The organism is Psychrobacter sp. ANT_H3 (genome assembly GCF_027919975.1).
Classification (GTDB): Bacteria; Pseudomonadota; Gammaproteobacteria; order Pseudomonadales; family Moraxellaceae; genus Psychrobacter; species Psychrobacter maritimus.
Genome location: NZ_JAQISM010000016.1, coordinates 54531 through 67287, shown reverse-complemented (window position 1 = coordinate 67287; position 12757 = coordinate 54531). Strand labels below are relative to the sequence as shown.

10 protein-coding genes are annotated in these 12757 nt (G+C 42.2%); 5 read left to right on the top strand and 5 right to left on the bottom strand.

Features of this window, described 5'->3' with window-relative positions; genetic code table 11:
* Positions 1–36: 36 nt before the first annotated feature.
* From epmA to PG901_RS09335, 3 genes are all read right to left on the bottom strand, one after another.
* On the bottom strand, positions 37–1062 hold the full coding sequence (gene epmA / locus PG901_RS09345; protein WP_201624706.1) for an EF-P lysine aminoacylase EpmA: 1026 nt from the start codon (positions 1060–1062) through the stop codon (positions 37–39).
* A 107-nt stretch (positions 1063–1169) separates the two neighbouring features.
* Entirely contained in the window at positions 1170–2282 is a 1113-nt protein-coding gene (locus PG901_RS09340) for a 4-phosphoerythronate dehydrogenase (protein ID WP_271134326.1), read from the bottom strand.
* 126 nt (positions 2283–2408) lie between these two features.
* Positions 2409–3590 carry an AI-2E family transporter gene (locus PG901_RS09335; RefSeq protein ID WP_227692274.1) on the bottom strand — a complete coding sequence of 394 codons (1182 nt, stop codon included), beginning with the start codon at positions 3588–3590 and terminating at the stop codon, positions 2409–2411.
* 969 nt (positions 3591–4559) lie between these two features.
* On the opposite strand from PG901_RS09335, the gene PG901_RS09330 reads away from it, so the two are divergent.
* Both PG901_RS09330 and PG901_RS09325 read left to right on the top strand, forming a co-directional pair.
* A complete protein-coding gene (locus PG901_RS09330) occupies positions 4560–6263 on the top strand; it encodes an NAD+ synthase (RefSeq protein ID WP_271134321.1) in 1704 nt (567 codons plus the stop codon).
* Between the two features lie 290 nt (positions 6264–6553).
* A complete protein-coding gene (locus PG901_RS09325; RefSeq protein WP_201619100.1) occupies positions 6554–7831 on the top strand; it encodes a hemolysin family protein in 1278 nt (425 codons plus the stop codon).
* Between the two features lie 90 nt (positions 7832–7921).
* On the opposite strand, the gene PG901_RS09320 is transcribed toward PG901_RS09325, so the two are convergent.
* Positions 7922–8653, bottom strand: a complete 732-nt coding sequence (locus PG901_RS09320) for a YggS family pyridoxal phosphate-dependent enzyme (RefSeq protein WP_413786591.1) — start codon at positions 8651–8653, stop codon at positions 7922–7924.
* Between the two features lie 409 nt (positions 8654–9062).
* On the opposite strand from PG901_RS09320, the gene PG901_RS09315 reads away from it, so the two are divergent.
* Both PG901_RS09315 and PG901_RS09310 read left to right on the top strand, forming a co-directional pair.
* The gene (locus tag PG901_RS09315; protein WP_149490560.1) at positions 9063–10118 is read left to right on the top strand and encodes a type IV pilus twitching motility protein PilT; all 1056 of its coding nucleotides are present in this window, start codon (positions 9063–9065) and stop codon (positions 10116–10118) included.
* A gap of 186 nt (positions 10119–10304) precedes the next feature.
* A complete protein-coding gene (locus tag PG901_RS09310) occupies positions 10305–11426 on the top strand; it encodes a PilT/PilU family type 4a pilus ATPase (RefSeq protein WP_201619098.1) in 1122 nt (373 codons plus the stop codon).
* A 142-nt stretch (positions 11427–11568) separates the two neighbouring features.
* On the opposite strand, the gene fur is transcribed toward PG901_RS09310, so the two are convergent.
* The gene (fur, locus tag PG901_RS09305) at positions 11569–12003 is read right to left on the bottom strand and encodes a ferric iron uptake transcriptional regulator (protein WP_201562358.1); all 435 of its coding nucleotides are present in this window, start codon (positions 12001–12003) and stop codon (positions 11569–11571) included.
* A gap of 324 nt (positions 12004–12327) precedes the next feature.
* On the opposite strand from fur, the gene PG901_RS09300 reads away from it, so the two are divergent.
* The gene (locus PG901_RS09300) at positions 12328–12747 is read left to right on the top strand and encodes an outer membrane protein assembly factor BamE (RefSeq protein WP_183619781.1); all 420 of its coding nucleotides are present in this window, start codon (positions 12328–12330) and stop codon (positions 12745–12747) included.
* The last annotated feature ends 10 nt before the right edge of the window (positions 12748–12757 follow it).

Genomic DNA, 12757 nt, shown 5'->3' with positions numbered 1-12757 from the left:
AAATTAACGGTTACGTTAAACGATATCAAAGAGCAACTAAGCTAAGCCACTGGGAAAAGGAATCACGTCCTCTAATCTGCTAGCCCCTGTTATAACCATCAGCAACCTATCGATACCAACAGCGATACCGCTGCAAGGTATTAAGTCATCAGACGCTGCTAATAAATGCTCATCGATTGGCATTTGTGGCAAGTTATGATGCTTGCGCAATTGATTATCGCGCTCAAAGCGCGCTCTTAACGCCTGCCCATCTGCCAGCTCATCGTAAGCATTGGCAATCTCAATACCATTAATATAAAGCTCAAAGCGCTTGGCGACTATATTACCGTCTTTATCCTTAGCCGTTTTTGCCAATGCCGCCGTTGCAGGGGGATATTCTATAATCAACGTCGGCAAATCATGACCCAAATTTGGCTCGACGGCATGACTAAATAGTAAATCTAACCAGCTTTGACGAATATCTTCTTCACTATTGGTAGCGCCATTTTCTACACTATTAAAATCAAACCCTGTTAAACCCTTATCTTCGGCCACTGCTTGTAGCGCCGCAATACTGGCCGTTAACGGATGGATACCAACAAAGTCCATAAAGGCATCGACGTAACGGTAATGACTCAGCACAATCGGATAACCATAAAGCGCTTCTAATAGCTCGCCCAATTCAGCAGCCATATCATCTAAGCTGTAGTTCGGCTGATACCATTCGAGCATGGTGAATTCAATATTATGACGCACACCTATTTCATTATCTCGAAATACTGGGCAAATCTGATAAATAGGCACCTGCCAGCTAGCAAGTAGCCGTTTCATGGCGAACTCAGGCGACGTATGCAGATAATAAGTACAAGGTTTATCTTGGTAGGTGACCTGCGCCGCCACTGATTGCAAAAAGGTATCAGTATTGCCTGCTTGCGATAACAAGGGCGTCTGTACTTCGAGCACTTGACGCGTGGCAAAAAACTGCCGAATAGCACTCATAAATTGCGCACGCTTTTGTGCCATTGATACGGTCATGGTCGGCGCATAGCTGGGTTTAGAAAAGGAATTACTTGCTTGAGTCATTATTATTTACTGCAATTTAAGGATAAAGAATAGATTTTAAAACGATGTTTTAAGTTTTAAGGCTACCTGGCTTTTAAAACCAGCTAACTTTTAAAAACGCCTAATTTTTACGATTGCCATTCACGGCGTAAATGATAATCTCGGCGCAATTGATCAAAGTCGGCGCCCTTTACTTGACCATCAGCTAACTTACTTCGTAATGCAGCATCATCTTGCATGATATTATAAAATTTAATCAGTCTCTCCGGATGCGCCTTGAGCTCAGACCATAAAAACATATTGAGCGGCAATAGCGTATGCATAGACTGCGCCGGTGTGACCGCCAATTTTTCACAAAGCGCATCATAGATAATTTGCGTACCTCGCAGCTTACCTTCGACCGTGTAGCCTGCGATATGCGGTGTGGCAATCGCAAGTTTGGACAATAAACTCTCAGAAATCTCTGGCTCATGCTCAAACACATCGAGCACAACTTGGCGACCCGTACGTTCAATATCAGCTACTAAGTCATGCGCATTAATAACCGGTCCGCGCGCGCTATTGATTAATAATGTATCTGCAGGCATCGCATCCAAAGCATTGTTATCGATTAAATACCGGGTTGGATAGTCGCTGCCATTAGGATTAGCATTATCTTTTTTATCGGTTAACGGCACATGCAAGCTGATAATATCACTTTGGCTAATTACCTGCCCAAAGCTGGCATTATTAATATTCGATGCAGGCAGTAGCGGATCGTAACCCAATACCTGCCAACCTAAATCATGAGCATATTGCGCAAGGGTGCTGCCAATATTACCCAGTCCGATAATTCCTAAGGTTACGGGCGGTATCGATGGCTGCCAATACTGCGGGCGTAAGGTTAAGATAGCGGTTAATACATACTGCGCAACCGAATGCTTACTACAGCCAGCGGCGTTGGCAAAGGTTATATTGCGTGCTGCCAAATAATCTTGATCGACATGATCGGTACCGATGGTCGCCGAACCAACAAACTTCACACTATTATTATCTGCCAATAGCGCCGCGCCTACTGGCGTCACCGAACGTATCAATAGCACATCAGGTTGCAACTCTGCGAGCAACTGGGCATTGATATCACGTCCAGCGACGGCAAAAATCTTCACCGTACGCTTCGTCTCTTGCCCAAGCGTTGATGCATTAAAAAACTCATTAAGGCTGGCTATATTGCTATCAGCAACAATGGTCAGAGGACGCATATTATCGTTATTCGTAGTGCTGGCATTAGGCATCTTTAAATATCCCTATTTATAAAGGTTTCTTATCAACCATCGCATCATTAGGACAGTGTGTTTTTTATTATCAAACTTTATGCGCTTCTCTTTTTAACCTTCTGTTTGGTCAGTAGAAACGGTATTTTCGTCTTTATTTTGCTCAGTAGCTTTTTGCTCAGCCATTTTAGGTTGCAGTGGACCGTCAACCAACATCCCTTCTTGCTGGGCAAACAACTCATTCTTATGCTGCGATATCCATTCACGCCATACGGCAAGGCCGATTGCCAATACCACAGGACCAATAAATAAACCAACAAAACCAAACGCAGTTAAACCACCCAATACCCCGATAAAAATAATGATAAAAGGAATTTTGGTGGCGCCACTAATGACGATAGGACGGATAAGGTTATCAACCCAACTGATAACCAGTATACCCCAAAGCGCTAAGCCAATCCCTTCTACGGTATGACCTTGGCTTAATAACCAAATCGATACCGCGCCCCAAACAAATGGCGTACCAAAGGGAATTAAGGCAATGATAAAAGTCACAATGGTGAGTAAGATGGGACTTGGCGCGCCAGCGAAATAGTAACCAATACCCGCGAGCAATGCCTGCGCCAATGCGGTCAAGCCAATACCATAGACGACCGCGCGCGTGGTCGTACCGACCGAATCAATATAACCATCGATACGATTGCCAATGATATTACGCAGCGCTTGACGGATTTGACGTACCAAACTGGTGCCATCGCGATAAAAGAAAAACAACGTCATCAGCGCCATACCAAGCTTAGCAAGACCACTGAAGACGACATCAAAAGCAACTTTGCCATAATACAGGTGCGACTGTACCCAAAGACGAAAAGCCTCTAGCGTCCCCTCAGGGTTTTTATTGATTCTCCACAATACATCTTTGACTTGCTGACCGATGATGGGCAAATCTTTGACAGAATCAGGCACATCTAAATAGCCCACTTTGATGCGATAGACTAAATTACTAATGAGGCTTAACGCTTCTTGCTGCAAAATAAAGATACCAACGACGAGCGGCACACCAATCATAAGCGTGATGCTCACCGTCATAATAGCGGCGCTAAAATTTGAGCTGAATCGAACTCTTTGGTGAAAAAAATTATAAATAGGGAAAGTCACGTAGGCTAAAATCGCTGCCCATAGCGCTGGTACAATAAAAAACTGTACGACTTGGAAACATAATACGAACAGCACCACCAATAAGGTAATGGCCAATAAGCGCTGAATAAGAAATTCTTTTGTCCAGTTTTCAATCATAGCGTATAAACCAAGAGCAGGCAGCAAAAAGCCAATCCGGCTTTGCTGTAACGTTTATAAATAGGTGGATAAAAATCACAGAGCTTGTCCGTTACAGACCATGTCCATTATTGGTATCCCTTAGCGAGTATGTTAAGTGGTAAATATTAGGTAATAGTTAATATTGGGTAATAAGTTTCATCATAACTGCAGTGTAGAAAAATTCCTGACAATACAGCGCGCAATACAGCTACCGTACCATACAGCACCTTTATAAACATCATATTTGGCTAGCAAAACAGCATTAATTTCTAAAAACAATCTTTGCTGATTAGAATAGCGTTAATTTGATATTTAACTGCGCTTAAATGAGGTAACCCGCCGACAGTAACGGTTTATTATGCAATAAAATAAACCCAATAAATAAGACTATGTTGTAATCTTTACTTACATTTATCCGTACGCATTATCAGTGAATATCGGTGCTTGCACGCAAAAATTCCCAAGCAGATTTATCCTTGTAACATAACGGCTATCTAGCGCCTTTTTAGTCAATTATGCTGTGATATCTTGCCAGCTAAATCACTGCTCAGTTCTATTAGTACGGACAATTGATGTTATACTAAAGGGATTAATCTGAACGCTTAAGTGCTGTTAAGTTAGTATGACCTTATAGGTTTTTAGCATTATCAGCCTTGGCGTTTTGAAAATTACTTCTTGCAATCCTCATCTGCCACCCTACTCTAGACTGTCTTAATCACTGGTATTTAGAGCGGCGCTGCATATTTTGGTATTGTCGATAAGCATTATATTGATGCCTATCCAAGCTTGGCGCTCATTATTTCGACTCACTATTCAAGCGTCGTGTTTTGAGTGCCTGATTAAACACTTATATTTTGCGTTACTTTTATAAATTACTTTGATTTGGTTTTATTTGAAACCAAGACGGATTCAACACATTTACACAACCTATTGATAGGAACAATAACAATGTCAAGAGACACTGCAAAAGATACTGATAATCCCAATTCTACTGCCTCAAATGACGCCAATACGGCATCTAAACCGCAAGACAGCGTGACTTTTGCGCTAGCCCAATCGCATTTTTTGGTTGGTGATATCACTGCTAACGCTGAAAAAATGCGCACGCTCGCACTACAAGCACGTGAGCAAGGCGCTGATGTGATTATCTTCCCAGAGTTAGCATTATTGGGCTACCCACCGCAAGATTTATTGCTACGCCCTAGTCTTTCAGGACGTATCAAAAGCGCGCTGTCGTCTTTAAGTGATATCGATGATATCGTGATGATTGTAGGCTATCCGCATGTCGACCATCATGGCACCTTTAACTCGGCTGCGATTTTGCATAATGGCCATCAAAAAGGCTTTTATCATAAACAAATCTTGCCAAATTATGGCGTATTTGATGAGCGCCGTTATTTTGATAAAGGTCGCAACCAAGTATTGTTTGACTATAAAGGTATTACCATCGGTCTGCTTATCTGCGAAGATTTGTGGGAAAAAGGTCCAATTGCTGAGCTTAAAAAACAAGGCGCTGACCTGATTGTGAGCTTAAACGCCTCACCGTTTGAGATTGAAAAACAAGACAACCGTAAAACCATGCTGGCCAAACGTAGTCGCGAAAACAATTTGCCTATGGTTTATCTAAACGCGGTTGGCGGTCAAGATGACTTGGTCTTTGACGGCGGCTCTATGGCCATCCAAGCCGATGGCAGCGTAGCTCACGAAGCCTCACGCTTTATGAATCAGCTCATGCTAGCGACATTTAATGTAAAGACGGCAAAATTTGATACGCAAGCAAAAGCGCCTTTATCATTAAGCCGTGAGTCGGAGATGTACCAAGCGCTGGTCGTTGGTCTACGTGATTACGTCAATCTTTCAGGCTTTACTGGCATCATCGTTGGCTTATCAGGCGGTATCGATTCAGCCTTGACCTTGTGTATTGCCGTCGACGCTCTGGGCGCTGATAAAGTCTATGCGGTGATGATGCCGTACGAATACACTTCACAAATCAGCTTAGAAGATGCACAAGCACAGGCCCGTCGCTTAAATGTTTCTTATACCGTTTGCCCGATTTTTGATGCGGTTGAAGGTATCCGTCATACCTTAGCACCACTATTTAATAAGTCACCTGCTGATACTACCGAAGAGAATATCCAAGCGCGCGCACGCGGTGTGGTGCTGATGGCACTGTCTAATAAATTTGGTCATTTGGTCATCACTACGGGTAATAAATCAGAATTGGCTGTTGGTTATTCAACCTTATACGGTGATATGGCTGGCGGCTTTGATGTGCTAAAAGACGTTTATAAATCACAAGTTTATAAACTTGCTAGCTACCGTAATCGCTTAGAAGATACGCCGGTTATCCCTGAGCGTGTGATTACGCGCCCGCCATCGGCTGAGCTGCGTCCTGATCAAAAAGACCAAGATAGCCTGCCTGACTATGATGTATTAGATGGTATCTTAATGTCGTATATCGATGAAGATATGGGCTATCAAGATATCGTCGATAAAGGCTTTGATGCTGATTTGGTTGCCAAAGTTATTAAAATGGTTGATAACAGCGAGTATAAACGCTCGCAAGCACCGATTGGCACTAAGATTAGCCATAAAGCCTTTGGTCGCGAGCGTCGTTTCCCATTGGTGAATAAATGGTCAATAAAAGGCTAAGCTTTAACTACTGATTTATCATTACAACCTTTTAGATATGCCGTTATTTTTTAGATTAACGTCTATTTAAATGACAAACTAAAAGGTGGGATAGATTTAAGTTTTTATATAACTTTATTCAAGTGTTTTATAATTAGCTGGGTGCTTACCCAGCTTTTTTAGTTTTTATTGATAAATAATTTTCATTATCTGCTACTTGCCCCAAATTTTTATACATAATCTCTTACTTCACCTTATTGCAACTACTGTTTTTAATTTAACTACCCTACCTATTTTTATCCGAGTCCGTCATGAGTTTGATCACCGCTACTATCTTCCTTCTTTTATTACTTACCTTGAGTGCCTTTGTCTCTGCCGCCGAGATTGCCATCGCTGCTGGTCGCAAGATTAAGCTCCAAATCATGGCAAAAGAAGGCGAAGTCCGCGCCCTTGATGTCCTGCATATGCAAGAAAATCCTGGTGGATTTATTACTGTGGTGCAAGTTGTTCTGAACGCCGTCGCCATTTCAGCCGGTGCGGTTGGTGAGTCAGCCATTAGCCCTTATTTGCAGCTGTTGATCAAGCATGAAGCGGCGGCATCTATTATCTCATTCGTGCTTATTACCAGTTTATTTTCCCTACTTGCTGATTTGATGCCTAGGCGCTTGGCGATGTCTAATGCAGAAATTTTTGCTGTGCGACTGGTACGCCCTATGATGGCACTGACTTTTATCTTTAAGCCGGTTATTTGGGTCTTTGATGGCGCCGCGAACCTTATCTTTGAGCTTTTTGACATATCAACCATTCGCCAAGATGACATTACTCCAGAAGATATCTATGCGGTAATGGACGCTGGTGCTGAAGCTGGTGTGCTCAAAAAACAAGAGCACCATTTGATCGAAAACATCTTTGAGATGCAAGAGCGTACCGTCACCTCAGTGATGAATCCGCGTGAGCATATCGTCTATTTCGATAGTAAGACCAGTACAGAAGAAGTGGTCGAGGTGATGATCGCGCAGCCGCACAACAAGTTTTTGGTCTGTGAGGAAGACGATTTAGAACAAATTATCGGTTATGTAGAGTCGCGCAGCTTTTTAGCCTTGGTACTTAACCAGCAAGAGGTTAGCCTAACTGACAAAGCGCTATTAAAACCGGCGTTATTTGTACCCGATACCTTGTCTTTGTTTGAAGTCTTAGAGATGTTTAAATCGACTGGTGCTGACTTTGCGGTTATTGTTAATGAATATGGCTTGGTGGTTGGCGTCATTACCCTACGCGATGTGATGAGTATTGTCATGGGTGAGCTGGTGACGGTTGAAGAGCAACCTATCGTGCAGCGTACTGATAATTCTTGGCTTATCGATGGTATGACGCCGATTGAAGACGTCATTCGGGCGCTAGATATTGTTAATTTGCCGCGCAGTCAGAACTATGAAACCATCAGCGGTTTTATGATGTATATGCTGCGCAAAATTCCTAAAAAAACCGATACCATCGAATACGCCAATTATCGTTTTGAGATTATCGCTACTGATAACCTTAAAATTACGCAGCTACTCGTCACCAAACTTGAAGAGGCGGTGAAGTAAAAAGAGCAGTTCAAATCTGGTATTAACATTTGATGAATTGATTTAGTATTCGCTTAATGGTTTAACAGTCAATTAATAACAAGCTCAAAATTAGGCACGCGCGCCAAATATTGCCGTGCCGACGCGCACCATGGTCGAGCCATTGGCAATGGCTTCACCCATGTCACCACTCATGCCCATGCTCAGCGTATCCCACTGCGGTAACTCTGGATGCTCAATCTTGATATCTTCAAATAATTGCTTGGTTCGAGCAAAGGCATCGGTGTTGGCTTTTGCCGGAATAATCATCAAACCACGCAGTTGCAAGCGCTCGTAATGTTTAATGGCAGATATCAATGCGGGCAATTCGGCTGGCAAACAGCCGGACTTGCTGTCTTCATTATCGATATTGACTTGTATCAGAACATTAAGCGGCGGCAGCTCGGCTGGGCGTTGCTCATTAAGACGCTTGGCAATAATCTCGCGCTCCAGCGTTTGCACCCAATCAAAATACTCAGCAATATCACGGGTCTTATTACGCTGAATGCTGCCAATATAATGCCAAATGATAGATTCGCATTCTGGCTGTTCTCGCAAAACTTGTATTTTTTCAAGCGCTTCTTGCAGATAATTTTCACCAAAATCACGCTGCCCCTGCCGCGCTAATGTCGCAACCATCTCAGCAGGCTTGGTTTTAGATACCGCCAGTAAAGTGACCGCATTATGCTGCCTTGGCGCTTGGGCACACGCCTGCGCCACCTGTTTATTAACCTGCTGCCAACTTTCAATTAGATTTATATTCTCGATGTTATCTTCCTCATTTTGCGTATCAAATGCAGTCACAACAGTAGGAATATTATTTTTATGGGTTTGCTTAGAGATATCGTTCATAAAAGGCTCACAGGGATAAAGGATGCTATTGTCTTAGATCATTATTTTTATAGGTCATTTTAACTTTTGATAAATACTCTTTTTATAGAGAAATAATAAATCAATATTCATAAAACTAAGAATTACTGAACTATTTTTGCATTTTATTTATATAGTAGATGGTTAAATAGCCATAGTCTTGTTATGATATTGTTACATGGTCTAACATTTACTACTAAAGACAGTAGTAATGGTAACAAATACAGCGAAGATCAACATATTTTTAAGATGATTGGCTTAGATGGCGTTATAGAATAAGTATACGTTATACATTCTATACGCTTTTTGGCTCACCCTTATTTATTGATAGGAATATCCGATTATGGCTGAAAAGAATAATTTAAGTATCGAAGACTTGCTGCGCTTTACGGTTAAGCATAAAGCCTCAGATTTACATATTTCAGCCGGTATGCCAGCGATGATTCGTGTCGATGGTGAGATGACCCGTATCAATATGCCAGAGATGAGCCATCAGGTCGTGCATCAGCTGATTTATGACATCATGAATGATAAGCAGCGTGCCGACTTTGAAGAATTTTTTGAGACCGATTTCTCTTTTGAGATTCCAAATTTAGCGCGCTTTCGTGTTAACGCTTTTAACCAAAATCGCGGTGCAGGCGCGGTCTTTCGTACCATTCCTTCTAAAGTCCTTACCATGGAAGACTTGGGTATGGGCGAGGTTTTCAAACGTGTGTCTGACTTTAAACGCGGCGTAGTATTGGTTACAGGTCCGACGGGTTCAGGGAAGTCTACCACGCTGGCGGCCATGATTGACTATATCAATGAAACTCGTAAAGAGCATATTTTAACCATTGAAGACCCGATTGAATTTGTCCACGAGTCTAAAAAGAGCTTGATTAACCAACGTGAAGTCCACCGCGATACCTTAGGTTTCGAGCCTGCGTTGCGTTCTGCGTTACGTGAAGATCCAGACGTTATCCTTGTTGGGGAGCTACGTGACCTTGAGACTATTCGCTTAGCCTTGACCGCCGCAGAAACAGGGCACTTGGTCTTTGGTACTTTGCACACCAGCTCAGCGGCAAAAACCATTGACCGTGTGATTGACGTCTTCCCTGCTGCTGAAAAAGACATGATTCGAGCGATGCTTTCAGAATCATTACAAGCGGTCATCTCACAGACTCTTTTGCGTCGTCAAACCGGCGGACGAATTGCCGCGCATGAGATTATGCTAGGCACGCCTGCTATTCGTAACTTGATACGTGAAAATAAAATCGCTCAGATGTACTCCTCTATTCAGACGGGTGCTGGTGATGGCATGATTACCCTTGACCAAACACTTAAGAACCTTGTCTCAAAAGGTACTATTAGCAAAGATGTTGCACGTCCTTATGCTAAGCAGCCTGAGGCGTTTATTTAGTACTGGTTTTTAGAAGACTAAACCCTTGTAGCACTAAGTTTTGATAACACTAAGTTTTAATAACATTACAAATTGACAATCATAGATTTTTAATCGGCTTTATTCATTTTTAATGGTCGTTATTGGCAGTCTTTAAAAGTTTATTGAAGCACCTTTTAATCTATATATTCCAAGTGTAGGTACGTTATGGACATTGATAAACTTTTACAGTTAATGATCAATAAAAACGGCTCTGACCTTTTTATTACCGCTGACGTTGCGCCATCCATGAAAATTAATGGCAAAATTCTGCCCGTGGGCAAAACGCCATTAACGGCTGAGCAAACCATGAGATTGGTTAAAGGGGTGATGACGCCAAGCCAACAAAAAGAATTCGACGAAACCAATGAGTGTCAGTTTGCGATTACAGACCAAGCTCAGCAAGCGCGTTTTCGGGTTAGTGCCTTTATACAGCGCGACATGGCGGGGATGATTTTACGGAAAATTGAGAATAAAATCCCAACGGTCGAAGAGCTGCGCCTGCCACCAGCATTAAAAGAGCTGGCGATGAAAAAGCGCGGTATTATCTTGCTGGTTGGTGCAACGGGGACGGGTAAATCGACCACCCTTGCGGCAATGATTGGGCACCGTAACCAGAACTCACATGGTCATATTATTACCATCGAAGATCCTATCGAGTTTGTCCATAAGCATCGCGGTTGTATTATTACTCAGCGTGAAGTCGGTATCGACACCCACTCTTTTGAAGCGGGGCTGAAAAACACCTTACGCCAAGCGCCTGATGTTATTTTGATTGGCGAGATTCGTAACCGCGAGGTCATGAGCTATGCGATTCAATATGCTGAGACCGGACATTTGGTCTTTGCCACCTTACACGCCAATAACGCCAACCAAGCGATTGACCGTATTATTCACTTCTTTGAAACCAGTCGCCATAATCAATTGTTTATGGATTTATCGCTGAATTTACAAGCCATTATCGCCCAGCAACTGATTCCAACGCCTGATGGCAAAGGACGCCGCGCTGCTATTGAGATTTTATTAAACTCCCAGCTGATTAGTGACTATATCCGTAAGGGTGAGGTTCATGAAATCAAAGATGTAATGACGCGCTCACGCGAGAGTGGTATGCAGACCTTTGACCAAGCGCTGTTTGACTTATATGAACAGGGCGAAATCACCTATAAAGAAGCCATTCTGCACGCCGACTCTCCTAATGATTTGCGCTTAAAAATCAAATTGAGCAATAAAAATGGCACTGCCAATTTAGATGAAGGCGCTGATAGTTTATCGCTAGATATTACTTAGTTTTATATTACTTAGTTTTATATTACTTAGCTTGATCCTACTTATTAATTTATTCAGTATTTTCCATAAAAAAGCCCTCATCGAATGTGAGGGCTTTTTTATAGCTTTAAAATTAGCAGTATCAGCTATTCTTTTGAAACGCTTATTTTGCGTTGTCTTTACAAGCCTGATTGTCACAAATACCGTAGAGCACTAAAGAATGACCAGATAATTTAAAGCCATGTTCTGCCGCTACTTTGGTCTGCTCTTCTTCGATGATTTCATTATGGAATTCGATAATCTTACCGCAGACATCGCAAACCAGATGGTCGTGATGCTCTTCTTGGGTAATCTCAAATACCGATAGATTGTTTTCAAAGTTATGACGCTCAACGATACCCGCTTGCTCAAACTGCGTCAGCACGCGATAAACGGTGGCGAGACCCACATCCTCACCCTGCTCAATCAGCGCCTTGTACACCTCTTCTGCACTCATATGATGCAGCTCTGCGCTTTCAAGCAGCTCTAAAATTTTGATACGCGGTAACGTTACTTTCAAACCCGCTTTACGTAAATCTTGATTGGTAAAAGAAGCCATAATATCCCTTCTGACTATGAAAGTCTTAGCAAATAAATTCAAAAAACACGAGTTAAAGATCATTAATCATGAGTAATAATAGCGGATAAAAAAATATCAACCATAAAAACCTAGCCACTCTTAGGTGAATTTCTAGAGCAATTTTTTATAAAAATTTGACGCCAAGTCTATGAATTTAAAATATAAATAATAAATACCGCCAGATAGCGTTTGGTAAATAATGTCGTAAGTGGTAGGCAATTGCAAGTAAATGACGTATCATTTGTCCAAGATTGCCTGCAAGACCAGCCTTATCGGTTCTTAGCTGCGCCTAACCCATTTTTTATGAGTCATCTTACCATGATAAAGACATTGAATTTTCGTTCGTTAAGCTCTGCAAGCGCAGTACGCAAGATTGCCATTACCAGTATGCTTAGTGCCGCTGTCGCTATGTCTGGCTGCTCATTACTAAGTGTGTATAAGATTGATTTGCCACAAGGTACCGCCATTACCCAAACCCAAGCACAGAAACTACAAGTGGGTATGAATCAAAATCAGGTACTTTATATTCTTGGCAGTCCGGCAATTAAAGATACATTAGAGCCTAAACGCTGGGATTATATCTACGATTATAAAGCAGGGACAGAAGGTCGCCGCAAAGGTATCGCCGATGTTAAAAATGCCAGCCAGCATTTAATTGTCTATTTTGATGATAATGGTATAGTAACTCGTATCGAAGGTATCGACAGCTTACCGGCATCGTAAATCTGCTCGA

Bases quoted from the DNA above. Each gene is read 5' to 3' on its own strand.
- PG901_RS09325 (WP_201619100.1), top strand. From the start codon at position 6,554: ATGAGTTTGATCACCGCTACTATCTTCCTTCTTTTATTACTTACCTTG.
- PG901_RS09340 (WP_271134326.1), bottom strand. From the start codon at position 2,282: ATGCGTCCTCTGACCATTGTTGCTGATAGCAATATAGCCAGCCTTAAT.
- PG901_RS09330 (WP_271134321.1), top strand. From the start codon at position 4,560: ATGTCAAGAGACACTGCAAAAGATACTGATAATCCCAATTCTACTGCC.
- PG901_RS09300 (WP_183619781.1), top strand. From the start codon at position 12,328: ATGAGTCATCTTACCATGATAAAGACATTGAATTTTCGTTCGTTAAGC.
- PG901_RS09315 (WP_149490560.1), top strand. From the start codon at position 9,063: ATGGCTGAAAAGAATAATTTAAGTATCGAAGACTTGCTGCGCTTTACG.
- epmA (WP_201624706.1), bottom strand. From the start codon at position 1,062: ATGACTCAAGCAAGTAATTCCTTTTCTAAACCCAGCTATGCGCCGACC.
- PG901_RS09310 (WP_201619098.1), top strand. From the start codon at position 10,305: ATGGACATTGATAAACTTTTACAGTTAATGATCAATAAAAACGGCTCT.
- PG901_RS09335 (WP_227692274.1), bottom strand. From the start codon at position 3,590: ATGATTGAAAACTGGACAAAAGAATTTCTTATTCAGCGCTTATTGGCC.
- fur (WP_201562358.1), bottom strand. From the start codon at position 12,003: ATGGCTTCTTTTACCAATCAAGATTTACGTAAAGCGGGTTTGAAAGTA.